The organism is Stenotrophomonas sp. 85239_Sma, assembly GCF_056481725.1.
On the sequence record NZ_CM151163.1, the window covers coordinates 1,251,326 to 1,274,039 of the forward strand.

Below are 22,714 nucleotides of genomic sequence, written 5' to 3' on the forward strand. Positions count from 1 at the left end.
CCACAAACCCCGCTTCGGCGGGGTTTGCTCGTTGTGGCGGCGCAGCCAACCGCCGCCGGCAGCCATGACCGATGGCCTTGGCAGCCCCGGCCGCCCGGGCCTACCATCGGTTTTTTGCCGTCCTGCGGAGACCCCGATGAAACTGCGTCATGCCCTGCTGCCACTGAGCCTGCTGGCCGCCCTGCCCAGCGTCGCCGCTGCCCGTGGCCTGGAAGTCCGCGACATGGTGGCCATGGACCGCGTCTCCGCGCCGGTACTGACCGCTGACGGCGGCACCGTGGTGTTCGCCAAGCGCAGCGTGGATGCCAACCTGAAGGCCTCCACCGCGCTGTTCGCGCGCAACCTGCGCACCCGCGATGCGGCGCCGCCGAAGCAGATCACCCCGGCCGGCTGGAGCGTCAATTCCGCTTCGCTGTCGGCCGATGGCCAGACCGTGTACTTCCTCAGCGCCAAGAACGGCAGCCAGCAGCTGTACGCGCAGCCGATCAACGGCGGCACCCCGCGCCAGCTGACCGACTTCCCGGTCGACGTGGACAGCTACCACGTGTCGCCGCAGGACGACCGCGTGCTGTTCAGTGCCGGCGTGTTCCAGGCCTGTGCCTCGGACCTGGCATGCACCGAGAAGAAGCTGAAGGAAAAGAAGGACGCCAAGGCCAGCGGCCAGGTGTGGGATTCGCTGTTCGTGCGCCACTGGGATACCTGGAACGACGGCCGCCGCAACACCCTGTTCGTCGCACCGCTGCCGACGGCCAAGGCCGGCGCGGTCAAGGGCGCTTCGGCGCTGAGCGCGACCATCGATGGGGATGCGCCGTCCAAGCCGTTCGGTGGCAATGATGATTTCGCGTGGTCGCCGGATGGCGCCAGCGTGGTGGCCAGCATCCGCGTGGCCGGCAAGCAGGAGCCGTGGTCGACCAACTTCGACCTGTACCGCTTCGACGCCGCCGGCAAGCAGGCGCCGGTCAACCTGACTGCCGCCAACCCGGCCTGGGATGCCGGCCCGGTGTTCAGCGCCGACGGCAAGACCCTGTTCTACCGTGCGATGAAGCGCCCGGGCTTCGAGGCCGACCGCTTCGGCCTGATGGCGATGGACGTGGCCAGCGGCAAGACCCGCGAGATCGCCCCGCAGTGGGATCGTTCGGCCGGCGGCATCACCCTGTCTGCCGATGGCGCCAGCATCTTCACCACCGCCGATGACCTCGGCGAGCACCCGCTGTTCCAGATCGACGTGGCCAGCGGCAAGGCCACCAAGCTGATCGGCGACGGCAGCGTGACCTCGGTCGACGTGGCCGGCAACAGCGTGGCGATCACCCGCAACAGCCTGAAGAGCAACGACCAGGTGCTGGTCGGCCTGCTGCCGGCCGCGGGCGAAGCCATCGGTGAACTGCGCGCGCTGACCCCGGCCGCCGGTGAGGTGCTCAAGGACGTGAGCTTCGGCGATTACGAACAGTTCGAGTTCAAGGGCTGGAACAACGACACCGTGCATGGCTACGTGGTCAAGCCGTACAACTACCAGGAAGGCAAGTCGTACCCGGTCGCGTTCCTGATCCACGGCGGCCCGCAGGGCAGCTTCGGCAACGGCTGGAGCTACCGCTGGAACCCGCAGACCTATGCGGGCCAGGGCTACGCCGTGGTGATGATCGACTTCCACGGTTCCACCGGCTATGGCCAGGCCTTCACCGATGCGATCAGCCAGCACTGGGGCGACCGCCCGCTGGAAGACCTGCAGAAGGGCTGGGACGCGGCGCTGAAGAAGTATTCCTTCCTCAACGGTGACAAGGCCTGTGCGCTGGGTGCCAGCTACGGCGGCTTCATGGTCAACTGGATCGCCGGCAACTGGAACAGCCCGTTCAAGTGCCTGGTCAACCATGACGGCGTGTTCGACCAGCGCATGATGGGTTATGCCACCGAAGAACTGTGGTTCACCGAGTGGGAGCAGGGCGGTACGCCGTACCAGAAGGCGGCGAACTACGAGAAGTTCAATCCGGTCAACCACGTGGCGGACTGGAAGAAGCCGATCCTGGTCATCCATGGCCAGCAGGACTTCCGCATTCCGGTCGAGCAGGGCCTGGCCGCGTTCACCGCCGCCCAGCGCCAGGGCATCGAATCGAAATTCCTGTACTTCCCGGACGAGAACCACTGGGTGCTGAAGCCGAACAACAGCATCCTGTGGCATGACACCGTCAATGCCTGGCTGAAGCAGCACATCGGCAACTGATGACTGCAGCGCCGCCCTCCGGGGCGGCGCTTTTGTTTCACCATCTGCTTTACCGGTGGGTGCAGATGTTCCCGCCGGTGGGCGCCGACCGTTGGTCGGCACACCTCCAGCCAACAGCAGCCGAGCATGGCTCGGCTCTACCCAGAGCGCCTGCATGCCCTCGACCGCCCTGATCCAGAACGACATCGTCGTCTTCGGTTTGATCGCCGCCACCCTCGGCGCCGTGTTCTGGACCGCCTCGCGCGAGCAGGGGCTGTGGAAACGCGTCTACACCTTCGTGCCGGCGCTGCTGCTGTGCTACCTGATTCCCGGCATCTACAACACCGTCGGCCTGATCGACGGCCAGAACACCCGGCTCTACAACCCGATCGCGCGCGACATCCTGTTGCCGGCGGCGCTGATCCTGCTGACCCTGGCGGTGGACATCAAGGGCATCCTGCGGCTCGGCCCGAAGCTGGTGCTGATGTACCTGGGCGCCTCGGCCAGCATCATGCTCGGTGCGGTGGTGGCGTTCCTGCTGATGCGCGCGATCCATCCCGACACCGTGGCCGGTGATACCTGGGCCGGCATGGCCGCGCTGGCGGGCAGCTGGATCGGCGGCGGCGCCAACATGCTGGCGATGCGCGAAGTGTTCGACGTCAACGCGACCACCTTTGGCCAGTTCGCGGTGGTCGATGTCGGTGTCGGTTACGTGTGGATGGCCGCGCTGATCTTCCTGGCCGGGCGCGCAGCGAAGATCGACGCGCGCAGCGGTGCCGATACCTCGGCCATCGATGAACTGAAGGAACGCATCGCGCGCTTCCAGGCCGAACATGAGCGCATTCCCAGCCTCACCGACCTGATGCTGATCGTTGCCGTGGCCTTCGGTGGCGTCGGCCTGTCGCACGCGATCGGCGCGCCGCTGGCGGCCTGGTTCAAGGCCAACGTCAGCTGGGCCCCGCAGTTCAGCCTGGATGCGCCGTTCGTGTGGGTGGTGGTGCTGTCGACCACATTGGGCCTGAGCCTGAGCTTCACCCGTGCCCGCAATCTGGAAGGCGCAGGCGCGTCGCGGCTGGGCTCGCTGCTGCTGTACTTCCTGATCGCCTGCATCGGCATGCAGATGGATCTGCTGGCGCTGCTGGACCGGCCGTGGTTGTTCCTGCTCGGCCTGATCTGGATCGCCGTGCACATCGTGCTGCTGTGGTGCCTGGGCAAGCTGCTGAAGGTACCGTTCTTCTATTTCGCCATCGGTTCGCAGTCGAACATCGGTGGACCGGCTTCGGCGCCAGTGGTGGCCGCGGCGTTCCATCCGGCGCTGGCGCCGGTCGGCGTGCTGCTGGGGACGATGGGCTACGCCACCGGCACCTACCTGGCCTACATCGTCGGCATCACCCTGCGCGCGTTGGCAGGGCAGGGGTGATGGGTATTGGGGTCAGATCCCTTTTGCGCAGCAAAAGGGATCTGACCCGGTTCACGGTGGATCACGCCACCGGCAGGCCGCGTTCGATCAGCCAGGCCTTCGCGTCTTCGGCGTCCTGCTCGAACCACGCCTGTGTAGACCCCAGCCGATACGTATACCCCCAGGCATCCATGTCGGCCATCAGCCGCTGGCTGCCGACGCCGGGCAGCTGCCCGGCCAGCACGATCTGCAGGTAGCAGGTCGCGTCTTCCTCGGCTACCGAGTCGGTGGCATCGGTATGCACCTGCGCACGCCGCTCCGGCGGCAGCACGATCAGGTGGCAGGCTTCGTGCAGCATCGAGTGCACGGGGGTGTCATCGCGCACGTACACGTTGCTGGCGATGATGCCGGCCTCGGGTTCGCCCCAGTAGCTGCCGGGAATCGGTTCACCGGCCGCCACGTGGTGCAGCCGAAGGCCATGCGCGGCGAGCAGGCACTGCGCATCGGCGAAGGCGATGTCGCCCACGCAGGTGATGTCCACGGCGGTTGTCGTATCGGTCATGCAGGTCAGGCAGCCCCGCCCATGCAGGCACGGGCGGGGCAGGGCATCAGGGTTTGTCCGGGCCTTCAGGCAGCGCCACGGAGATGTCCAGCACGTCGTGCTGGCCATCCTTCACCAGGTCGACCTTCACTGCATCGACGTCGATGTTCACGTACTTCTTGATCACTTCCAGCAGCTCGCGCTGCAGCAGCGGCAGGTAGTCCGGGCCACCGCGGTGGCTGCGTTCCTGCGCAATGATGATCTGCAGGCGGTTCTTGGCGGTTTCGGCGGTGGTCTTCTTCGCTTTGAGGAAATCAAACAGGCCCATGCTTACCCTCCGAACAGCTTGCTGAAGAAGCCCTTCTTCTCGACGTTGGTGAAGCGCATCGGGCGTTCTTCGCCGAGGATGCGCGCGACGGCGTCTTCGTAGGCCTGGCCGGCAGCGGATTCGACATCCAGGATGACCGGTTCGCCCTTGTTGGAGGCGTTGAGCACGTCACCCGATTCCGGAATCACGCCGATCGCCTTCAGGCCGAGGACTTCCTCGACGTCGGCGATGCTCAGCATTTCGCCGCTTTCCACGCGCAGCGGGGTGTAGCGGGTCAGCAGCAGGAAGGCCGGCACGTCCTGGCCGGACTCGGCCTTGTGGGTCTTCGAGTCGAGCAGGCCGATGATGCGGTCGGAGTCGCGCACCGACGACACTTCCGGGTTCACCACCACCACCGCGCGGTCGGCGAAGTACATCGCCAGGAAGGCGCCCTTCTCGATGCCGGCCGGTGAGTCGCAGATGATGTAGTCGAAGCCGTCGGCGGCCAGGTCCTTCAGGACCTTGCCCACGCCTTCCTGGGTCAGTGCGTCCTTGTCGCGGGTCTGCGAGGCGGCCAGCACGTACAGGTTGTCGAAGCGCTTGTCCTTGATCAGGGCCTGCTTGAGGGTGGCTTCGCCGTGCACGACGTTGACGAAGTCGTACACCACGCGGCGTTCGCAGCCCATGATCAGGTCGAGGTTGCGCAGGCCGACGTCGAAGTCGATCACCGCCACCTTCTTGCCGCGCCGTGCCAGGCCGCAGGCCAGGCTCGCACTGGAAGTGGTCTTGCCGACGCCGCCCTTGCCGGAGGTGACTACGATGATTTCAGCCAAAGGACTTCTCCTGATGATTCTGTTTGGGTGCTGCGTCAGTCCAGCGCAGCGATCTTGATCTGGTCCTGTTCCAGCCACACCTGGACGGCCTTGCCGCGCAGGTTGTCCGGGACATCGTCCAGTACCTTGTAATGGCCTGCAATGGCGACCAGTTCCGCATGGAAATCACGGCAGAAAATACGCGCCGCGGTGTTGCCCTGGGCCCCTGCCAGCGCGCGGCCGCGCAGGGTGCCGTAGATATGGATGCTGCCATCGGCGATGACCTCAGCGCCGGCGCCGACGGTGGCCATCACGGTCAGGTCGCAGTTTTCCGCGTACAGCTGCTGGCCCGAACGCACGTTGCCCAGCTGCATGCGGCCCGGCTGCGGTGCAGCAGCGTCGGCCACCTTGGCCACCGGCGTTGCCGGGGCCGGCTTCGGTTCGGCACGGGCCGCGCGGCGCGGTTCCGGCGCGGGCGGCGGCGGGGCCGGTTCGGCCTCGGCACGCTCGTACTGCGCGCGGAACTTGGCCAGCAGCGGCAGGCCGAGCTGCTGCGAGAGCAGGTCGACCGCGCTGGTGCCATAGGCCAGTGCCACCGGCAGCACGCCGGCGCTGCGCAGGCCATCAACCAGCGCCTGCGCGGTGGCCACGTCCGGCACCTGGCTCAGGCCGCCGAAGTCGAGGATCACCGCGGCGCGGCCGAACAGCTTCGGTGCGCGGGTCACGCGCTCGCGCATTTCCTGCACGAGGCGCTCGACATCAAGGGTGCGGATGCGCAGGTTGGCGATGCCCACCTGGCCGATCTTCAGTTCACCGGCCTGTTCGTAATCGAAATTCACCGCCACGCTCAGGTCCCCGTCGGCCGCTGTGCCTGCGCCGGCAGCTGCCTGGCGCGTGTCCATGCCACATCCGGCAGCTTGTCGCCGTAGGTCTCCTGGACCCATGGGTAGCTGCACAGTTCCTTGGCCAGCATGCTGGCACGCACATCGACCTGTGGCATGGTGTTCTGGCCCAGCTCGCGGAAGCCGAAGCTGCCGTGGAAGAGCAGGGCGGCATCGGCGCCATGGTCGAGGAAGACTTCGCAGGTCATCTGCGGGTAGCGCAGCTCGGCGAAGCTCTGCGCGTCGGCATAGAACGCACGGCCGACGCCACCGCCACGACGGCGGCTGGCGACCACGATGCGGTCGATGTAGAAGAACGGGGTGTCCAGCTGCTGCTTGAACCAGGCGAAATTGCTGCTGTCGTGCTGGCTGTCGCTGCCGAAGCCGATCAGGAAGCCGGCCAGGTTGCCGTCGCGCTCGGCGACGCGGAAATACTCAGCGGTTTCATAGAACAGGCGCAGGCGGGCCGCATCCAGGGGAAGGATGGCCAGGCCAGCGTTGTTGTTCAAAGCCAGGACGGAATCGAGCTCGTGCTCGCGCACGTCGCGGATGACAATCGACATTGTGACTCCGTGGGGTAACGCGGTTGGTCCATCGAGGGACCCTGCGCACGATTATTGCATGCCCGGGGTGGGCTGCGGCATGAACAGGCGACCGGGCGGGCATGACTTCCGTGGGGTGCGGTGCGCAGGCGTGCCCCGTAGAGTGCTGGCATGTTGGGAGTCCTCAGCCATACCCGTGTCCTCCGCCTGGCCGGCCTGTTCACCTGGGTCATGGTCGGCCTGCCCCTGGCTTACTCGCAGTTCGAGAACCTGCACAGCCGCAATGACATGGGCGGCTGGGCGATCCTGCTGTTCGTCGCCTACCTGTCCTTCGGTACCGCCTATTACTGGCTGACCCGCATCCTGCGCAGCGACAGCCATACCAGCTGGCTGGACCGCGGCCTGCTGCTGTTGCTGACGGTCTCCGCGCTGGGGGTCAGCTTCCTCAGCGGATCGGGCCTGGGCAGCATCCTGATGATGGTGGCCGCCGGGGTCATTCCGTGGATGCTGTCGGTACGGCTGGGGGTGCTGTGGCTGCTGGTCAGCCAGCTGGCGGTGGCGCCGGTCTACTACATGCTGCTGCGCTTCCCGCTGTTTGAGGCAGTGATGCAGTCGCTGCTGTACGGCGGCTTTTCCATGTTCATCTTCGTTACCAGCCTGGTCGCGCGGCAGCAGACCGAGGCCCGCGACGAGCAGCGCCGGCTCAATTCGGAACTGCGGGCCACCCGCGCGCTGCTGGCCGAGAGCGCGCGGGTCAACGAGCGCACCCGCATTTCGCGTGAGCTGCATGACCTGCTGGGCCACCAGCTGACTGCGCTGACCCTGAACCTGGAGGTCGCCGGCCACCTGGCCGAGGGCCAGGCGCTGGATCACGTGAAGCGCTCGCACGCGCTGGCCAAGCTGCTGCTGGGCAACGTGCGCGAAGTGGTCAGCCAGCTGCGCGAGACCGGCGCCATCGATCTGGCCGCCGCGTTGCGCCCGCTGACCGAGAACGTGCCCTCGCTGGACATCCAGCTGGAGATCGAGGATCCACTGAACGTGGAGGACCCGCAGCGGGCCCATGTGCTGCTGCGCTGTACCCAGGAGATCATCACCAACGCGGTGCGCCACGCCGGCGCCCGCCACCTGTGGATCAAGGTGTACCGTGAAGCCCCCGACCGGGTGGTGGTGGAGGCCCGCGACGACGGCGTCGGCGCGGATATGGTCAATGTAGGCAATGGCTTGCGCGGCATGCGCGAGCGCCTGCAACAATGTGGTGGCCAGCTGCAGATCGAAACCCGTCCCGGCGAAGGCTTCCGGCTGCGGGCGACGGTGCCGGCAACGGTGCTGGTGGCCGCCCTTACCAAGGTTCCTGAAGGAGTGCGTTGATGATTCGCGTCTGCCTGGTCGACGACCAAACCCTGGTGCGGCAGGGAATCCGCTCCCTGCTGGCGCTCGACGACGGCATCGAGGTGGTGGCCGAGGCCGGCGACGGCCGGCAGGCGGTCGAGCTGATTCCGCAGGTGCGCCCCGACGTGGTGCTGATGGACATGCGCATGCCGGTGATGTCCGGCCTGGAGGCGCTGCAGCTGCTGTCGCGGCAGGAACAGCTGCCGCCGACCATCATCCTGACCACGTTCGACGACGACCAGCTGGTGCTGGCCGGGCTCAAGGCCGGTGCCAAGGGCTACCTGCTCAAGGATGTCACCCTGGCGCAGCTGGTCGGTGCCATCCGCACCGTGGCCGATGGGGGATCGCTGGTGCAGCCGGCGGTGACCCAGCGCCTGCTGTCCGGCCTGGAGCACATGCGCAACGAGTTCGTCAGCCTGGACCGGCCGGACCCGCTGACCGACCGCGAGACCGAGATCCTGCGGCTGATGGCCAGCGGCTTCTCCAACAAGGAGATCGCCAATTCGCTGGGCGTGGCCGAGGGCACCATCAAGAACCACGTGTCCAACATCCTCTCCAAGCTGGGCGTGCGCGACCGTACGCGCGCCGTCCTGAAGGCGTTCGAACTCCAGCTGGTCTGAGGAAAATCCTTCAGGTACAACGACTTGGATGGTTGCCGAGGGTTCCCGCCAAGGTTGCCCCCTACTTGCCGGGCAGCGGTATGCGTTACCCTTCGAATTCTTTGTCCATACAAATACGCAGCCGGCAGGGAAACCGGTGCGCCAATCCCGATAAACAATGCCCGCGAAGCCTGCTAGGATTGGCGCTTCGCTTCAATCAACCCGGCCGTGGGATCGGCCCCGGAGACTCTCTGAATGACCCGTATTATCGAGTTCCTGATCGCCTTGGGGATCGTGGCTGGCCTGTTCGTCATCATTGGCGTATGTCTGCCGGGCGAGCGTCACATCACCGAAAGCATCGAGACCAACCGCAAGATGACGATCGTGTACGACACGGTCAGCAGCCTGCGCCGCTTCAAGGACTGGAACCCGCTGGTACTGCGCGATCCCGCCGTTGAACTGAAGCTGTCCGGCCCGGCCTCCGGTACCGGTGCCACCCTCGACTTCACCTCCAAGGACCTGGGCACCGGTTCCTGGAAGATCACCGAAGCCGAAGAGAACAAGCGTGTTGTGATCGCCATCGAAGACGCCACCAAGGGTCACGACAAGGTCACCACCTTCAACCTGGAGCCGACCGGCAAGGGCGGTCGCAACGTCAAGATCACCCAGGACTACTCGGTGAAGTACGGCTTCGACCTGTTCGGTCGTTACGCCGGCCTGTATGTCAGCCGCCAGATCGGCGACGACATCAAGATGGGCCTGTCGCGCATGGCCAACATGCTCGCCACCGTGCCGAACGTGGACTACCGCACGCCGGAAGCCCCGCTGACCGACCTGGCCATCGTCGACGTGCCGGCCGAGAACCTGCTGGTCGTCAACGCCGGCAACGTGGACCGCGGTCAGGACAGCATCACCAAGTCCATCAAGGACAACCAGGAGTGGATCAAGCGCGTGATGGAGGCCAATGGCCTTGAAGCCGCCGGTCCGTTCCGCATCATCACCACCGACTTCGGCCAGGAGAAGTACGCCTTCGACATCGCCCAGCCGGTGAAGAAGAAGGGTGCCGAGGGTGCCACCGCTGAGGAGCTGACCGTCAAGATCGATGGCGGCGCACCGGTCAAGTACGTGCACGTGGCTCCGCACCGTTCGGCGCATGCGGCCTACACCGGCCACATGGCCGGCCTGGACGTGGCCCGCAACGGCCTGCGCGCCTGGGCCGTGACCTCGGGCAACGAAGTCATCGACCGTCCGTACGAAACCTGGAAGGACGGCATCGACAAGTCGTTCACCCCGGAAGCGACCTACGACATCTACTGGGCCGTCAAGTAAGCCTCGGCTGACCCATGTAGTGTTGGACACGAAAACGCGCCGCTCATTGCGGCGCGTTTTTTTTCATCTGGCGCCCGGCAAGGGGCGCTGCGCAAGGAGCCCTCATGTTCAATCTCGAACGTCGCGCACGCAAGCCTTCCCTGCTGGCCTGCCTGGGTGCGCTGTTGGCCGCTGCCTCGATCGGCCTGTCTGCCTATGCGTCGCACGGTGTGGCCGATCCGCTGGCGCAGCAGCATCTGAACATGGCGGCGCTGTATGCGTTCGCGCATGGTGCAGTACTGGTGGCACTCGGGCCGCGCGCACAAGGGGCGATCGCGCACCTGGCGCTGTATGTGCTGCTGCTGGGCGTACTGCTGTTTTCCGGCAGCCTGGCGGGCGGGGCGCTGTGGCAGTGGCCGACGCGGATGGCGCCGATCGGTGGCACCAGCATGATGGCCGGCTGGGTGCTGCTGGCGATCAATGCGTTGAGGCGGTGAGGGTCGCAGTGCTCTCGCTCCGATCCATGCCGATGCGATCGTGAGGGTTCATGGGCGTTACTTTTCTTTTCGTGCGAAAAGAAAAGTAACCAAAAGAAACGCGCCGCCGGCCGCGAGCCGGTGCTGCGCACCGGTGTCCTGTGCTCCTCGGCCCGTCGAGGGGCGGTGCGGGAACTCGCTGCGCTCAGACACCCGCACCTCTTCGCCCTCGCCAGACCTGCGGTGCTCGGCTCGCTTGAAGGCGGACCCAACAGCTGCACGCTGATCCGTTGTAGAGGCTTCGAGTGAAGCGACCCGCTTTTGTCTTTGTTCTCTTGTTCCATTCCGTGGCGGACAGCTCCAAAGAGTTTGCTTTGCAGCCGCCAAGCGGGGCTCAGCCGTTGGCCGGTCCCCAGCACCAGTGCCACGGTTCGTAGACGATCCCGTGCGGGTTGTCGCGCGGGTAGCTCAGCTGGAAGCCGTGCGTGCTGGCATGGGCCCGCAGCCACGCGAAGGCGTCAGTGGCTTCGAACGATTCTTCGGCCGGGGCATCGCCCGGTGTGCCGATGTCCAGCGCATGGCCGCTGTGGTGTTCACTGAATCCTGGCGCGGCATTGACCTTCAGGATTTCCGCCACGCTCAGCCCGCGCGCCCGTTTCCGTTCGAAGATGCCCAGCTGGTAGGCATGGCTGCGGAAGCCAGAGATTGCATCCAGCGCCACGCCATCGCGCGCGGCGTGCAGGCGCATCCGCCGCCAGCCCTGCGCGGCGCCACGGCGTAGCCAGAGCGGGCGGGCGAAGCGATCGCGGCCGGCGAAGTGCAGCAGGCACGGTTCGGGTTCCAGCGGAAGGCCGCTGTCGTCGGCATAGCGCTGGGCATCCAGGCCGAGCTGCTGCAGGTGCTGCTGCAGGCCGGCCAGTGGAAGCCATTGTTCTTCCAGCGCAGCGCCGAACGGACGTGCCGCCGCTGCATCCAGCAGCGCCAGTGCGTCCTCGACCCCGGGCTCGCGTGGCAGGCGCGGCACCATCGAATGCACGCCGTGCGGTAGCACGGCTGCCAGGTAGCGGCCATCGCGCTTGCGTCGCAGCACCCATCGCGCCTGTGACAGCAGGCGCGCGTCCAGGTTGCTGCGCGCGCGCAGCAGGTCCGCGGGCCACAGTTCGATGGTCTCGGTATTGATCAGCAGGGGCGGGCGTCGTTGCATCGGCGCAGCTTACTGCCGCAGCGCCGGCGCGGCCACCTTGCGCAGTGCGTCCAGCAGCACGTGCGGCCGGTCCAGGCTGAGCAGCAGCGTGCTGCCATCGCTGACCGGAAGAGCGAGAACACGCGCACGGTCGGTGACCAGGGCGAACCCCTTGCCGCCGCCCTGCAGGCGGAAGTGGCCGGAGTAGAAGCCCGGCATCGCATAGCCGTTGGTCTTGAAGCGGATGCCATAGCGGCGGTCGCGGCTGAGATCGACCACCTCGGCCTGGTCCAGCCGCAGCTGTGCGACCGGCACGCGCCGGTGGTACATCGTCGAACGCACGTCCAGCACGTCGTCGGCCAGTTCCACCCGGCGGCGGAAGAAGGCCGCGCCCAGCCCGATGCCGAGCGCGGCGATTACCACCAGGCTCCAGGCGGCGCTGCCGCCCATCCGGAACCAGGGCGGCGACAGCGTTACTTCGATCCAGGGCGCCGTCGCCGGTGCCTTGTACAGCTGCGCATACAGGCAGGCCCCGAAGGCGGCGAGCAGGGGCAGCACGATCCACAGCACGCGCAACGGCGAACTCTCCGCTACCTCGTACTGTTTCGGGTCGCTGGCGCCCATGGTTCAGGCTTCCTTCTTGAACACCAGCATCGCCGGGCACATCGGCGCCGGGATGATGACGTTCACCAGCTCCCAGCCCAGCTGGCCCTGGCGGCTGAGTTCTGTCTGCACGTCTTCTGGCTTGAGCACGCCCATCATGGACGTCTTGACCTCGATGGTCTGGTAGCTCCAGCGCTTGCTCATTCCTTGTCCTCCGGCGGTGGGGTGGGTTTCGGCAGGCGTCCTGCCCTGCGCAGGGCGTCGCGCAGCACGTATTCGATCTGCGCGTTGAGGCTGCGCAGCTCGTCGTCAGCCCAGCGCTGCGCGGCGGCCAGGACCTCGGCGTTGATCCGCAGCGGGTAGGCTTTCTTCTCACTCATGCAAGCTCCTGGCGGGGCGGTGGGGCGCCCCGTTGCGAGGGTGGTTCAGTACAGCGAACCGGCGTTGACGATCGGCTGGGTGCCGCGGTCCGAACACAGCACGGTCAGCAGGTTGCTGACCATGTGTGCCTTGCGTTCCTCGTCCAGCTGCACCACGCCGTTCTTCTGCAGTTCGGCCAGCGCCATCTCGACCATGCCCACCGCACCGGCGACGATGCGCGTGCGTGCGGCGATCACCGCGTTGGCCTGCTGGCGCTGCAGCATCGCCTGGGCGATTTCGGCGGCGTAGGCGAGGTGGCTGATGCGCGCGTCTATCACCTGCACGCCGGCATCGGCCAGGCGCTCGGCCAGTTCGTTCTTCAGGTGCTGGGAGATCTCGCTGGCGTGGCTGCGAAGGGCCAGCTGGCCTTCCTCATGCTGGTCGTACGGATAGCTGGTGGCCATCGCGCGTAGCGCCGATTCGGACTGGATGTGCACGAAGCTCTCGTAATCATCCACGTTGTAGACCGCCTCGGAGGCATCGACCACCTGCCAGACGATCACCGCGGCGATTTCGATCGGGCTGCCATCGAGCTCGTTGACCTTCAGCTTGCCGCTCTCGAAGTTGCGCACGCGCTGGCTGACCCGGCGCTTGGCATAGAAGGGGTTGTTCCAGCGCAGGCCGTTGTCCTTCACCGTGCCCACGTACTTGCCGAACAAGCTCAGCACCGCCGCCTGGTTGGGCTGGATGGTGTACAGGCCGGCCAGGATGAACACGCCCAGCGCCACCAGCAGGGCGCCCAGCAGCATCAGCAGCAGGTTGGGCGAGCCGGTGCTGGCATTGGCCGCAACGCCGACCACGAACAGGGCGGCGCCGGCGAGGCCGACGAGCAGGGCGCCGGCCAGCGTGCCGAGGCCGTTGAGCGAAGACAGCGACTTCTCTTTCATGGCGGTACGTCCTTGAGGGTTCGTAATGAAGATATCAAAGTGATATCAGTTTTCGACTACCGTTCGTCGGATGCCATGGCCGGGGTGCCCGGCCAGCTAGAATGCCCACCCGCCTTCACATCGCTGCTGGAACCGCCATGGCCAAGCTTGGAACTCCGTTGTCCCCCTCCGCCACCCGCGTGCTGCTGCTGGGCTCGGGCGAACTCGGCAAGGAGGTGGCCATCGAGCTGCAGCGGCTGGGCGTGGAAGTGATCGCCGCCGACCGCTATGCCGATGCCCCGGCCATGCAGGTCGCGCACCGCTCGCATGTGATCGACATGCTCGATGCGATGGCCCTGCGCGCGCTGATCGCCCAGGAGCAGCCGCACCTGGTGGTGCCGGAGATCGAGGCCATCCATACCGAGACCCTGGTCCAGCTGGAGCAGGAGCGGGGCCTGCAGGTGATCCCGACCGCGCGCGCCGCACGCCTGACCATGGATCGCGAAGGCATCCGTCGCCTGGCCGCCGAAACCCTGGGCCTGCCGACCTCGCCGTACCGCTTCGTCGATACCGAGGCCGAGTACCGCGCCGCCGTGGCCGCCATCGGCCTGCCGTGCGTGGTCAAGCCGGTGATGTCGTCCTCGGGCAAGGGCCAAAGCACCCTGCGCAGCGAGGCGGACATCGCCCCGGCCTGGGAGTACGCGCAGACCGGTGGCCGCGCCGGTGCGGGCCGCTGCATCGTCGAAGGCTTCATCGATTTTGATTACGAGATCACCCTGCTGACCGTGCGCCATGCCGGCGGCACCTCGTTCTGCGCGCCGATCGGCCATCTGCAGAAGGACGGCGATTACCGCGAGAGCTGGCAGCCGCAGCCGATGTCGGGCAAGGCGCTGGCGCGTGCCGAAGAGATCTCGCGTGCGATCACCGATGACCTCGGCGGCTGGGGCCTGTTCGGCGTCGAGTTGTTCGTGAAGGGCGACGAGGTGTGGTTCAGCGAAGTGTCGCCGCGCCCGCACGACACCGGCCTGGTGACGCTTGTTTCGCAGGAACTGAGCGAGTTCGCGCTGCACGCGCGCGCCATCCTCGGCCTGCCGATCCCGGTGATCCGCCAGAGCGGCCCGTCGGCCTCGTGCGCGCTGTTGGCGCACGGCGAAGGCGTGCCGTACTTCAACAACGTCGCCGCCGCCCTGCAGGTGCCGGACACCGCCGTGCGCCTGTTCGGCAAGCCCAGCGTGCATGGCCATCGCCGCGTCGGGGTGACCCTGGCGCGCGCGGAAACCATCGACGAAGCCCGCGCCATCGCGCGTGACGCCGCCGACGCCATCGGCGTCGAACTGCGCCCCTGAAAAAGGAGCGACGACCAACGGTCGTCGCCTACCGCATTCCGGTGGGTACCGACCGTTGGTCGGTACTCCCTCATCATCGGTTACGGCTTCACATCCACCCACACCAGATGGTGGTCGCTGCCGTCGGCGATCTTCGCTTCCGGGCTTTCGTTGGCCGGCCAGAAGATGCCGCTGCCCACGTATTCGAAACCGGTCGAGGGCAGCACGTAGTCCAGGCGCATGGTGCCGGACTTCGGGCCAAAATCGCCGGTGGCATGGAACGGTGCGCCCTTGCGCTCGATGCCCTTGGCGGCATAGGCCAGGCTGGTCTGCTCACCACCGACGCTGCGCGGGGTGGGGTAGCGCAGCACGCGGGCGTTCTCGATCAGCTCGACGATCGCCTCATGGCGGCCATCGCCATCGACCGGGTCGTTGTTGAGGTCGCCGAGGATCACGAAGCGCGCGTCCTGCGCCAGCCCGCCGCACTGGCCCTTGTCGTCGCACAGCCACGGCTTTTCACCCTTGGACAGGTATTCCTGCCACAGGCGCAGTTCGTCGTGGTTGCGCGCGGCGTTGCGCTTTTCCGGGCCGTCGAACACCGGCGGGGTCGGGTGCGAGACCAGCGCGTGGACCACACCGGCCGGGGTCTTCACCGGCACGTCCCAATGCGACTTCGACGACAGCCGCAGCTGCGACCACACATGATCGTTGTAGAAGCTCTTGCCGGTGCGCGGATCGACCGGGCGGATCGCACCGGGCATCGCGCTCCACTTCAGCAGCTGGAAGCTGCGCACCCTGGCTTCATCGATCGGGTAGCGCGACAGCACCAGCATGCCGTACTGGCCCGGGTGCAGGCCGTAGCCCCAGGCATCGTTGCCGCGGCTGCGGCCTTCGCCGCCGACCACGCCGTTGTTGTCCAGGTCCAGGCCGCTCGGCACGCCCGTATTGACCGGCGCCAGGTAGCGGTAGGCGAAGTGCAGCGGCTTGCCGCCACCGGGCTGGGCCACTTCCAGGTAGCGCTTCTGGAACAGGTCGGCGGCGCGATGCGCATCGTCGAAGTCGAATTCGTTCAGCAGCACCAGGTCCGGGCGCACCTGCTGCAGTACCGCAGCGATCTTGCGTGCGTGCTCGCTGTCACCTTCCAGTTCCTTGATCAGGCCACCGGTCTCATCGGAGTACAGCGAGGTGTTGTAGGTGGCCAGGCGCAGCGCAGCCGACGGCTTTTCGGTCATCGCAGGGGACGTGGCGAAGGCGGGGGCGGTGGCGCCGCAGAGCAGGGCCAGGGCGAGAATCAGGGGTTTGGCGTTCATGGGCCGTATTGTGCACCCGGCCCGGTGTCAGCGGTTTGTCAGCGCCCGTCCAGATCCTTGTCGAAATCGTGCCAGCGGCGGCCGTCGTAGGCCTCCAGCGGATGGAAGCGGCGCTTGTAGTCCATCTTCTGGTGGCCGCGGATCCAATAGCCCAGGTACACGTGCGGGAGCCCCTCGCGACGCGCCCACTCGATCTGCTGCAGGATCGCGAAGGTGCCCAGCCCGCGCGCGGCGTGGTCCGGGTCGAAGAACGTGTAGACCGCCGACAGGCCGTGCTCGGTGACGTCGGTCACCGCCACCCCCAGCAGCTGGCTGGGCTGGCCGTCGTGGCCGGGCAGGCGCATCTCCATGAAACGGGTGTGCGACCAGCTGCCGATCAGGAACTGCTCGAACTCGTGCGGGCCGTGGTCGTCCATGCCGCCGTTGGCGTGGCGGTGGGTCAGGTAGCGGTGGTACAGCGCGAACAGGTCGTCGCGGGCGGTGGCGGCGGTGATCCGCACCTCCAGGTCTTCATTGCGGGCTGCACAGCGGCGCTGGCTGCGGTCCGGGGCGAAGCGCGCCACCGGGATGCGCACCGCCACGCAGGCCTGGCAGTGTGCGCAATGCGGCCGGTAGACCAGGTCGCCGCTGCGGCGGAAGCCCCAGCTCAGTGCCAGCGGGTACAGACCGCCCAGGCGGCGATCGTTCGGGTCCAGCACCAGGTCACGCGCCACCCGGTCCGACCAGTACCCGCAGGGGTGCTCGCCGGTCTGGAAAAGTCGCAGTTCGTCGTCTCTGTCGCCGTGAATCGCCATGGGCACAGCATAGCCCCAGCCTGTCGCAGTGGCGGCGACTGTCCGCCGGATGAATGGAACCGGCAGTGGCGTCAACCGATGTCGCGCCGGGGCGTTGTTGTCTCCCGAGGGTGAAGTGATCACCCCGACGCAATTCCCATTCCCAGGAGTGACCCATGATCCGTACCCCCCTGCTGCTGGCCCTGCTGCTCGGCACCTCCGCTTCCGGTATCGCGCTGGCGGCCGACACCCCGACCACGCCGGCGCAGCGCCCGGCCAAGCTGGACACCAACGGCGACGGCGTCATCGACCGCAGCGAAGCCGCTGCCAACCCGCGCCTGGCCGCGAAGTTCGACGAGCTGGACAAGAACAAGGATGGCAAGCTGTCGCGCGATGAGATGCCGCGCTGGCAGCATGGCCGCCGTGGCCACGGCGGCGAGCGCTGGGCCAAGCTGGACGTCAACAAGGACGGCCGCATCAGCCGCGAGGAAGCCAAGGCCGACCCGCGCCTGGCCGCGCGCTTCGACCAGCTTGATCTCAACAAGGATGGCTACCTGGACAAGGCCGACCGCGAGCTGCGCATGAAGCAGCGTCGTGATGCCTGGTTCGCTGCCGCCGACACCAACAAGGACGGCCAGCTGAGCAAGGCCGAGTTCGATGCCGCCAAGGGCCCGATGCACGCTGGCCCGCGCCACGGCGGTCCGCGCGATGGCGCCGCGCCGAAGCCGCAGCGCTGAGGTTCAACGCAGTGAATGAGGACAACGCCGGCGCACTGCCGGCGTTGTCCGTTACAGGCGGCCGCTGCGCATCAGTGAATACGCCACCAGCGCGATGACCATCAGGTTCATGGCGACGATGCCGGTGCGGCCGTACATCGATTCGAACTTCCAGTTGATGCCGATTCGCCCGCGCCGCGCCGAATCGCGCGCGATCATCGGCGCCATTACTCGCTGCAGCGGCACCAGGCACTGGTAGTTGACCACGCCCAGCCCGACCGCCAGCACCGCCAGCTGCGCCCAGACCGGCGCCTGCAGCATCACGGCCAGCAGGATCGCCAGGCACCAGAACATGCCGGTGACGATGTTGAGATAGAGGAAACGGCGCACATCGGTGCGCTCGGACGCCGTTTCGGTGTACGACATCAGGAAGCGTCCGCCCAGATAGCTGCCGATCGCACCACCGACCACGCCACCGATCACCGCCGCCCAGCTTTCGGCCGGCAGCACGTGCAGCTGGCCCAGCGTCGCGGTCAACGATCCCATCGCGGTACCGCCGGCAGCACTGGCTCCGCCGAGGCCGAGCTTGCTGCCGCCGATGCCGACGCCGGTGCCGAGCAGGATTGCGGCGCTGGCGGTGCCGGGCGCCGCCACCAGCACCATCGACACCACCGCCGTAGCGAATGCCGCGCTCGGGGCACTGCTGCGCGCGAATTCGCCGAAGCGCTGCAGCAGGCCGTCGCGCACGAGGGCGCGGGCGCGTGACAGGCGCTTGCGCACGGCCGCATCGCTGAGCCCGAGCAGGTCGGCGACCTGCTGCGAGCGCTGGCCTTCACGGTAGTACAGCAGCAGCACTTCGCGGCTGTCGGCGGGCAACGCGGAAATGATGTCCTCGGCGGCGATTTCTTCTTCCACCCGCTGCAGGCGGTCGGCCGCGCCTGGGGCCGGATCGGCGGCCATGCCCATCGCTACCTCGGCGGCCTCACCGGTCAGCGGTCGGCCGCGCTGCGCGCGCAGCCAGTCGCGGGCCAGGTTGCGGGTGATCTGCCGCAGCCAGGGCAGGAAGCTGGTCGAACTGCGCAGTTGGTGCAGCTGCTGCCAGCCCTTCACGAAGGCCTCCTGGGCGATGTCCTCGCTGGCCTGGCGGTCGCGGGTGATAGCCAGCGCGATGGCGGTGACCGTGTTCTGGCAGGCCAGCACGATGCGGCCGTAGGCATGCTGGCAACCGCCAGCGGCCGCAGGCAGTTCGCGTTCCAGGGTCTGGTCGATCGATGCGGCGAACGTCGTCATGGCGGCGGCTCTCCTGCTGGGATTGTGTCCCATGACGGCGCCGCGCGCGAAGTGTGACCGCAGATGCCGATGCATTTGCGGTCCGCGCATTCCACCTCATCCCCGCGCCGCTGGCGCGCCCCCTTGAACAACAAGGGGGCTCCAATCCTGACGGGTTACGGTGAAATCGTGGCCTTGCTGCCAGGCTGCTGTGCTCGCCGGGCATGGCCCGGCACCGCCTCTTACTTGGAGGGCTGGATGCGGACCCGGACTTCTTCCTCTTCCGGTGCGGCCTGCGGGGCCGGTTGCGCCGGCTGCGGCTGCGCCTGCGGGGTAGGGGCCGGAGCCGTCGGAGCCGGGGCACCGCGATGGCGCAGGCCGATCACCAGCGCCACGCCGGCGATCACCACCAGCAGGGCGATGCGGATGCGCCAGGCCCAGCTGCGGCCGCTGTTGCCCTGTTCCGGCGTGTCGCGGAAGGCGAACTCGGCGGTTGGGTGGTCGCGACGGGTGGTATCGAGCAGGCGCGCCTCGCGCAGGATTTCGCGCGCGCGCGGCTGGTCGTCGGCGCGCACGATCCACACCGCCGGGTAAGCATTGGCGTTGCCCAGGTCGGTATAGCTGAACTGACCGCGGCGGCGGGTCTTGTACGAGCGCCCGTTGGTCACCTTGACGTCGATGCCATGCTCGCGCAGGAGCTCGGCGACGCCTTCGACGGTTTCCACGCGCTGGCTGCTGAAGATCTGGCGCATCGGATCAATCCTTGGCCGGCACGGCAGCGGCCGCTGCCTGGTCGGGAACCACGCGGATCAGGCCTTCCTGCGCGGTGCTGGCCACCAGCACGCCATTGCGGGTGAAGAACTGGCCGCGGGCCAGGCCGCGCGAATCCTGCGCGCTGGGGCTGTCCAGCGAGTACAGCAGCCAGTCGTCGGCGCGGAACGGGCGGTGGAACCAGATCGCATGGTCGAGCGAGGCCATCTGCACGTGCGGGTGGTAGTAGCTGATGCCGTGCGGGAAGGTCGCCGTGCCCAGCAGGTGGAAGTCGGAGGCATAGGCCAGCAGCGCCTGGTGCAGCTCCGGGGCATCGCCGACCGGCTCGCTCAGGCGCAGCCACACCTGGTGGTACGGCGGGCGCTTGGGCGGGTTGAGTTCATCGCGCGGGTACACATGGCGGAATTCGAACGGGCCGCCGCGCGACAGCCAGCGCTGCACCTTGATCGGAAGGCGTTCCAACACTTCGGCCGGTAGCGGCCGGTTCGGCTCGATGTCTTCCGGCTGCGGCACTTCGGGCATCTTGTGCTGGTGTTCGGCGCCGGTTTCGGCCTGCTGGAACGAGGCCGCGCAGAAGAAGATCACCTTGCCGTGCTGGATCGCGGTGACCCGGCGCACCGAGAAGCTGCCGCCATCGCGGGTGCGGTCCACGTCGTAGACGATCGGGTGGTCGATGTTGCCGGCGCGCAGGAAATACGCGTGCAGCGAGTGCACGTGGCGGCCGTTGTCGACCGTAGCCTGTGCCGCGGCCAGCGCCTGGCCCAGCACCTGCCCGCCGAACACGTACTTGGTGCCGATGTCGCGGCTCTGCCCGCGGAACAGGTTGTCCTCCAGCCGCTCCAGCGTGAGCAGGTCGATCAGCTCGGAGACGACGGGTTCGGGCGTGTCGTTCAAGGGGGCGGCCACAGCAGTGAAGAGGGCCCGATTATACCGGTCAGGGGTCAGATCCCTTTCGCATTGCGAAAGGGATCCGACCCCGGGCGCGGGCAAACCTTACTTGCCCAGCCGGGCGACCAGTGCCTGCAGGGCATTCTGCGCATCCGGGGCGAACCAGGCCTCGACGAAACGGTCGAGCTGGATCAGGTCCGGCTGCAGCGCCACGTGCAGGTCGGCACGGGCAATCGCGCGGGTCAGCAGCATCGGCTGGCGCGGCTGCTTGAGCAGGTTCTGCAGCCAGGCAACGGCACGCGCCACCACCAGATCGCCCTCGGCCAGCTCATCCACCAGGCCGATCTGCAGCGCCTGTTCGGCCGGTACCAGCGAACCGGTGGTCAGCAGGACACCGGCGCGGTGCACGCCCACCGCACGGCGCAGCAGGCGCTGGATGCCCTCCGGTGCAATCAGGCCCACCTGCACCTCGTTCAGGCCGATGGCATAGGGGCGCGACGGATCGGCGCTGCGCGCCATCACCCGGTAGTCGCAGCACAGGGCCAGCACGCAGCCGCCGGCCGGGGCGTGGCCGGTAATCGCCGCGACCACCGGGATGCGGCTCTCGGCCAGCGTGCGCACGGCGCCAAAGAAGGCATTCCAGGTGTCCAACAGCTTGTGCTTGTCATCGCCATGCGAGAGCAGGTGCGGCACGTCCATGCCGCCGGTGAAGATGCGCTCGCTGCCCGACAGCACGATGCCGTGCGCGTCTTCGGCCATGGCCTGCTCGATGGCATGGATCAACTGACGGCACAGTTCGGTGTCCAGTGCGTTGACCGGCGGGCGCGCCAGGCGCAGTTCGCGGATGGGGCCATGGTTGATCACCTCGATGAGCGTCGTCATGCTGCGGTCTCGTTGCGAAGAAGGAACCTGGGCGATGATAACCAAACCATTCGTTGGCGTACTGTTGGTGCTGTGTGCGTTTGCAGCATCGGCCTCGGCTGCCGAGACCAAGTGCGTCACCGTCGAGCAGGGCTGGGTACGGTTGTTGCCCAACCCGAAGATGGCAATGACTGCCGGTTATGCAGTGATCCGCAATGGCTGCGCCACTGCGGTGGCGATCACCGGTGCACGCAGTGCGAGCTTCGGCGATGTGTCGCTGCATGAGACCACGATCGTCGATGGGGTCAGCAGGATGCGTGAGGTCCGGCGCCTGCCATTGGCACCCGGCGCCAGGGCCGTACTCAAGCCCGGTGGCCTGCACCTGATGCTGATGGACGGCTACCGCACCCTGGAAGAGGGGCAGCCGGTGTGGCTGCAGCTGCAGCTGGAGGATGGCACCGAAGTCAGCGCGGTGTTGAACGCGCGCAGGGCGGCGCCGTAACGCGATGGTGGTGCCGGCCAGCGGACGGCACCACCGACGGGTCTTACGACCAGTCGTAGGAGAACAGCACCGTGCGGCTTTCCGGCTCGTACAACATCACGATCGCATCGGCGCCGGTGGCACACCAGTTGTAGCCGGCCACTTCTGCCACCGCGAAGAACGCGTTGCCATCGCGGCGGATGATTGCCCGCTCCGCATCATCCGGTGCATGCCGGTCGTTGGCGGCATCGGTGAATTCCAGGGTGAAGGCGTTCGGGATGTCAGCCGTCTCGATCCAGTTGCCACAGGAAATCTGTCCGCCCAGCGTATCCAGGTAATCGCGCTCGCTGGCCTCGCCCTTGCCGTAGCGCGAGTAGCAGGCGAGGCGGCCATGCGTGGCGTGGTAGTCGCGTGCCTTGGCGTAGCTGTCGCGCATCTGCGCGATGTGCTCCTGCGCGTCCTTGTCCTGCACCGCGTCGCCGATGAAATAACCCTCGTTGCCGAGGAAGCGCATCTCGTTGCCGGCGGTCAGTTCGAAGGCGATCCAGTTGGTGCCGGTGAAATCGTTGTGGTGTTCTTCGGTGGTCTCGCCGATGCAGCCGTCATACGGTTCGATCGGGCACAGCATCGTCGCCACCTGGCCAGCCAGTTCCGGACGCAGCACACCCAGGTCGATCTTCAGCAGCGGCAGCAAGTGCTGGCTGAGCCAGGCCTGGTCGGCGGGGAAGACCTCGGTGGGGAAGGCGACCATGCCGGGCAGCAGGTCGCTCAGTTCGGTCTGGTGGATCATGTCAGTCCTT

At 67.1% G+C, this 22,714-nt stretch carries 26 protein-coding genes; 9 read left to right on the forward strand and 17 right to left on the reverse strand.

The window, feature by feature from the left end; all coding sequences use genetic code 11:
* Positions 1–136 precede the first annotated feature (136 nt).
* Together ACYKG1_RS05945 and ACYKG1_RS05950 are read left to right on the forward strand one after the other, a co-directional pair.
* Positions 137–2,215, forward strand: a complete 2,079-nt coding sequence (locus ACYKG1_RS05945) for an alpha/beta hydrolase family protein (protein ID WP_262084599.1) — start codon at positions 137–139, stop codon at positions 2,213–2,215.
* 154 nt (positions 2,216–2,369) lie between these two features.
* On the forward strand, positions 2,370–3,614 hold the full coding sequence (locus ACYKG1_RS05950; RefSeq protein WP_100471620.1) for a DUF819 family protein: 1,245 nt from the start codon (positions 2,370–2,372) through the stop codon (positions 3,612–3,614).
* 61 nt (positions 3,615–3,675) lie between these two features.
* Here the strand turns inward: ACYKG1_RS05950 and ACYKG1_RS05955 are convergent, their stop codons facing one another.
* The 5 genes from ACYKG1_RS05955 to ACYKG1_RS05975 are packed head-to-tail and all read right to left on the reverse strand — an operon-like array spanning position 3,676 to position 6,697.
* Entirely contained in the window at positions 3,676–4,155 is a 480-nt protein-coding gene (locus ACYKG1_RS05955; protein ID WP_032961355.1) for a hypothetical protein, read from the reverse strand.
* Positions 4,156–4,201: 46 nt separating this feature from the next.
* Complete coding sequence (minE, locus tag ACYKG1_RS05960; RefSeq protein ID WP_005408532.1) at positions 4,202–4,462, reverse strand: cell division topological specificity factor MinE; 261 nt, start codon at positions 4,460–4,462, stop codon at positions 4,202–4,204.
* Positions 4,463–4,464: 2 nt separating this feature from the next.
* Complete coding sequence (minD, locus tag ACYKG1_RS05965) at positions 4,465–5,274, reverse strand: septum site-determining protein MinD (protein ID WP_005415682.1); 810 nt, start codon at positions 5,272–5,274, stop codon at positions 4,465–4,467.
* Between the two features lie 35 nt (positions 5,275–5,309).
* Positions 5,310–6,155 carry a septum site-determining protein MinC gene (gene minC, locus ACYKG1_RS05970; protein WP_478472107.1) on the reverse strand — a complete coding sequence of 282 codons (846 nt, stop codon included), beginning with the start codon at positions 6,153–6,155 and terminating at the stop codon, positions 5,310–5,312.
* A complete protein-coding gene (locus tag ACYKG1_RS05975; RefSeq protein ID WP_014036357.1) occupies positions 6,101–6,697 on the reverse strand; it encodes a GNAT family N-acetyltransferase in 597 nt (198 codons plus the stop codon). Before ACYKG1_RS05975 ends, minC begins: the two co-directional genes overlap by 55 nt.
* Positions 6,698–6,847: 150 nt before the next feature.
* Between ACYKG1_RS05975 and ACYKG1_RS05980 the strand changes: the two genes are divergently transcribed.
* The 4 genes from ACYKG1_RS05980 (at position 6,848) to ACYKG1_RS05995 (ending at position 10,469) form a co-directional block, all read left to right on the forward strand.
* On the forward strand, positions 6,848–8,044 hold the full coding sequence (locus ACYKG1_RS05980; protein ID WP_100471622.1) for a sensor histidine kinase: 1,197 nt from the start codon (positions 6,848–6,850) through the stop codon (positions 8,042–8,044).
* A complete protein-coding gene (locus tag ACYKG1_RS05985; protein ID WP_100471623.1) occupies positions 8,044–8,685 on the forward strand; it encodes a response regulator in 642 nt (213 codons plus the stop codon). Before ACYKG1_RS05980 ends, ACYKG1_RS05985 begins: the two co-directional genes overlap by 1 nt.
* 234 nt (positions 8,686–8,919) lie before the next feature.
* Positions 8,920–9,993 carry a polyketide cyclase gene (locus ACYKG1_RS05990; RefSeq protein WP_100471624.1) on the forward strand — a complete coding sequence of 358 codons (1,074 nt, stop codon included), beginning with the start codon at positions 8,920–8,922 and terminating at the stop codon, positions 9,991–9,993.
* A 104-nt stretch (positions 9,994–10,097) separates the two neighbouring features.
* A complete protein-coding gene (locus ACYKG1_RS05995; RefSeq protein WP_100471625.1) occupies positions 10,098–10,469 on the forward strand; it encodes a DUF423 domain-containing protein in 372 nt (123 codons plus the stop codon).
* A 373-nt stretch (positions 10,470–10,842) separates the two neighbouring features.
* Here the strand turns inward: ACYKG1_RS05995 and ACYKG1_RS06000 are convergent, their stop codons facing one another.
* The 5 genes from ACYKG1_RS06000 to ACYKG1_RS06020 are packed head-to-tail and all read right to left on the reverse strand — an operon-like array spanning position 10,843 to position 13,541.
* Positions 10,843–11,652, reverse strand: a complete 810-nt coding sequence (locus tag ACYKG1_RS06000) for a M15 family metallopeptidase (protein WP_100471626.1) — start codon at positions 11,650–11,652, stop codon at positions 10,843–10,845.
* 9 nt (positions 11,653–11,661) lie between these two features.
* Positions 11,662–12,255: a PH domain-containing protein gene (locus ACYKG1_RS06005; RefSeq protein ID WP_478472109.1), complete on the reverse strand. Its 594-nt coding sequence runs from the start codon at positions 12,253–12,255 to the stop codon at positions 11,662–11,664.
* Between the two features lie 3 nt (positions 12,256–12,258).
* Positions 12,259–12,438, reverse strand: a complete 180-nt coding sequence (locus ACYKG1_RS06010; protein ID WP_100471628.1) for a DUF4177 domain-containing protein — start codon at positions 12,436–12,438, stop codon at positions 12,259–12,261.
* Positions 12,435–12,614, reverse strand: a complete 180-nt coding sequence (locus tag ACYKG1_RS06015; RefSeq protein WP_100471629.1) for a type II toxin-antitoxin system antitoxin — start codon at positions 12,612–12,614, stop codon at positions 12,435–12,437. Before ACYKG1_RS06015 ends, ACYKG1_RS06010 begins: the two co-directional genes overlap by 4 nt.
* A 45-nt stretch (positions 12,615–12,659) precedes the next feature.
* A complete protein-coding gene (locus ACYKG1_RS06020) occupies positions 12,660–13,541 on the reverse strand; it encodes an SPFH domain-containing protein (RefSeq protein ID WP_100471630.1) in 882 nt (293 codons plus the stop codon).
* Between the two features lie 137 nt (positions 13,542–13,678).
* On the opposite strand from ACYKG1_RS06020, the gene purT reads away from it, so the two are divergent.
* Complete coding sequence (purT, locus tag ACYKG1_RS06025; protein WP_478472110.1) at positions 13,679–14,866, forward strand: formate-dependent phosphoribosylglycinamide formyltransferase; 1,188 nt, start codon at positions 13,679–13,681, stop codon at positions 14,864–14,866.
* An 80-nt stretch (positions 14,867–14,946) separates the two neighbouring features.
* Here purT and ACYKG1_RS06030 read toward each other — a convergent pair whose 3' ends face one another.
* Positions 14,947–16,155: an endonuclease/exonuclease/phosphatase family protein gene (locus ACYKG1_RS06030; protein WP_262084595.1), complete on the reverse strand. Its 1,209-nt coding sequence runs from the start codon at positions 16,153–16,155 to the stop codon at positions 14,947–14,949.
* 38 nt (positions 16,156–16,193) lie between these two features.
* A complete protein-coding gene (locus ACYKG1_RS06035) occupies positions 16,194–16,949 on the reverse strand; it encodes an arginyltransferase (RefSeq protein WP_100471632.1) in 756 nt (251 codons plus the stop codon).
* Positions 16,950–17,104: 155 nt separating this feature from the next.
* Here ACYKG1_RS06035 and ACYKG1_RS06040 point away from each other — a divergent pair, with 155 nt between their 5' ends.
* On the forward strand, positions 17,105–17,665 hold the full coding sequence (locus ACYKG1_RS06040) for an EF-hand domain-containing protein (RefSeq protein ID WP_100471633.1): 561 nt from the start codon (positions 17,105–17,107) through the stop codon (positions 17,663–17,665).
* 51 nt (positions 17,666–17,716) lie between these two features.
* Here the strand turns inward: ACYKG1_RS06040 and ACYKG1_RS06045 are convergent, their stop codons facing one another.
* The 4 genes from ACYKG1_RS06045 to ACYKG1_RS06060 all read right to left on the reverse strand — a co-directional run bounded on the left by ACYKG1_RS06045 (position 17,717) and on the right by ACYKG1_RS06060 (position 21,454).
* The gene (locus ACYKG1_RS06045) at positions 17,717–18,934 is read right to left on the reverse strand and encodes an RNA polymerase sigma factor (protein ID WP_478472112.1); all 1,218 of its coding nucleotides are present in this window, start codon (positions 18,932–18,934) and stop codon (positions 17,717–17,719) included.
* Between the two features lie 221 nt (positions 18,935–19,155).
* Positions 19,156–19,665 (reverse strand): pathogenicity-like protein, encoded by a 510-nt coding sequence (locus ACYKG1_RS06050; protein ID WP_100471635.1) that lies wholly within the window; start codon positions 19,663–19,665, stop codon positions 19,156–19,158.
* 4 nt (positions 19,666–19,669) lie between these two features.
* Positions 19,670–20,590, reverse strand: a complete 921-nt coding sequence (gene tesB / locus ACYKG1_RS06055) for an acyl-CoA thioesterase II (protein ID WP_004148214.1) — start codon at positions 20,588–20,590, stop codon at positions 19,670–19,672.
* Between the two features lie 87 nt (positions 20,591–20,677).
* On the reverse strand, positions 20,678–21,454 hold the full coding sequence (locus ACYKG1_RS06060) for an enoyl-CoA hydratase/isomerase family protein (protein ID WP_100471636.1): 777 nt from the start codon (positions 21,452–21,454) through the stop codon (positions 20,678–20,680).
* A gap of 34 nt (positions 21,455–21,488) precedes the next feature.
* On the opposite strand from ACYKG1_RS06060, the gene ACYKG1_RS06065 reads away from it, so the two are divergent.
* Positions 21,489–21,935 (forward strand): copper chaperone PCu(A)C, encoded by a 447-nt coding sequence (locus ACYKG1_RS06065; protein ID WP_100471637.1) that lies wholly within the window; start codon positions 21,489–21,491, stop codon positions 21,933–21,935.
* A gap of 43 nt (positions 21,936–21,978) precedes the next feature.
* Here the strand turns inward: ACYKG1_RS06065 and ACYKG1_RS06070 are convergent, their stop codons facing one another.
* Positions 21,979–22,704, reverse strand: a complete 726-nt coding sequence (locus ACYKG1_RS06070; RefSeq protein WP_478472114.1) for an enolase — start codon at positions 22,702–22,704, stop codon at positions 21,979–21,981.
* Positions 22,705–22,714: the final 10 nt, after the last annotated feature.

Coding starts and splice junctions, on each gene's coding strand:
- ACYKG1_RS05945 (WP_262084599.1), top strand. CDS start 137: ATGAAACTGCGTCATGCCCTGCTGCCACTGAGCCTGCTGGCCGCCCTG.
- ACYKG1_RS05950 (WP_100471620.1), top strand. CDS start 2,370: ATGCCCTCGACCGCCCTGATCCAGAACGACATCGTCGTCTTCGGTTTG.
- ACYKG1_RS05955 (WP_032961355.1), bottom strand. CDS start 4,155: ATGACCGATACGACAACCGCCGTGGACATCACCTGCGTGGGCGACATC.
- minE (WP_005408532.1), bottom strand. CDS start 4,462: ATGGGCCTGTTTGATTTCCTCAAAGCGAAGAAGACCACCGCCGAAACC.
- minC (WP_478472107.1), bottom strand. CDS start 6,155: ATGGACACGCGCCAGGCAGCTGCCGGCGCAGGCACAGCGGCCGACGGG.
- ACYKG1_RS05975 (WP_014036357.1), bottom strand. CDS start 6,697: ATGTCGATTGTCATCCGCGACGTGCGCGAGCACGAGCTCGATTCCGTC.
- ACYKG1_RS05980 (WP_100471622.1), top strand. CDS start 6,848: ATGTTGGGAGTCCTCAGCCATACCCGTGTCCTCCGCCTGGCCGGCCTG.
- ACYKG1_RS05985 (WP_100471623.1), top strand. CDS start 8,044: ATGATTCGCGTCTGCCTGGTCGACGACCAAACCCTGGTGCGGCAGGGA.
- ACYKG1_RS05990 (WP_100471624.1), top strand. CDS start 8,920: ATGACCCGTATTATCGAGTTCCTGATCGCCTTGGGGATCGTGGCTGGC.
- ACYKG1_RS05995 (WP_100471625.1), top strand. CDS start 10,098: ATGTTCAATCTCGAACGTCGCGCACGCAAGCCTTCCCTGCTGGCCTGC.
- ACYKG1_RS06000 (WP_100471626.1), bottom strand. CDS start 11,652: ATGCAACGACGCCCGCCCCTGCTGATCAATACCGAGACCATCGAACTG.
- ACYKG1_RS06005 (WP_478472109.1), bottom strand. CDS start 12,255: ATGGGCGCCAGCGACCCGAAACAGTACGAGGTAGCGGAGAGTTCGCCG.
- ACYKG1_RS06010 (WP_100471628.1), bottom strand. CDS start 12,438: ATGAGCAAGCGCTGGAGCTACCAGACCATCGAGGTCAAGACGTCCATG.
- ACYKG1_RS06015 (WP_100471629.1), bottom strand. CDS start 12,614: ATGAGTGAGAAGAAAGCCTACCCGCTGCGGATCAACGCCGAGGTCCTG.
- ACYKG1_RS06020 (WP_100471630.1), bottom strand. CDS start 13,541: ATGAAAGAGAAGTCGCTGTCTTCGCTCAACGGCCTCGGCACGCTGGCC.
- purT (WP_478472110.1), top strand. CDS start 13,679: ATGGCCAAGCTTGGAACTCCGTTGTCCCCCTCCGCCACCCGCGTGCTG.
- ACYKG1_RS06030 (WP_262084595.1), bottom strand. CDS start 16,155: ATGAACGCCAAACCCCTGATTCTCGCCCTGGCCCTGCTCTGCGGCGCC.
- ACYKG1_RS06035 (WP_100471632.1), bottom strand. CDS start 16,949: ATGGCGATTCACGGCGACAGAGACGACGAACTGCGACTTTTCCAGACC.
- ACYKG1_RS06040 (WP_100471633.1), top strand. CDS start 17,105: ATGATCCGTACCCCCCTGCTGCTGGCCCTGCTGCTCGGCACCTCCGCT.
- ACYKG1_RS06045 (WP_478472112.1), bottom strand. CDS start 18,934: ATGACGACGTTCGCCGCATCGATCGACCAGACCCTGGAACGCGAACTG.
- ACYKG1_RS06050 (WP_100471635.1), bottom strand. CDS start 19,665: ATGCGCCAGATCTTCAGCAGCCAGCGCGTGGAAACCGTCGAAGGCGTC.
- ACYKG1_RS06060 (WP_100471636.1), bottom strand. CDS start 21,454: ATGACGACGCTCATCGAGGTGATCAACCATGGCCCCATCCGCGAACTG.
- ACYKG1_RS06065 (WP_100471637.1), top strand. CDS start 21,489: ATGATAACCAAACCATTCGTTGGCGTACTGTTGGTGCTGTGTGCGTTT.
- ACYKG1_RS06070 (WP_478472114.1), bottom strand. CDS start 22,704: ATGATCCACCAGACCGAACTGAGCGACCTGCTGCCCGGCATGGTCGCC.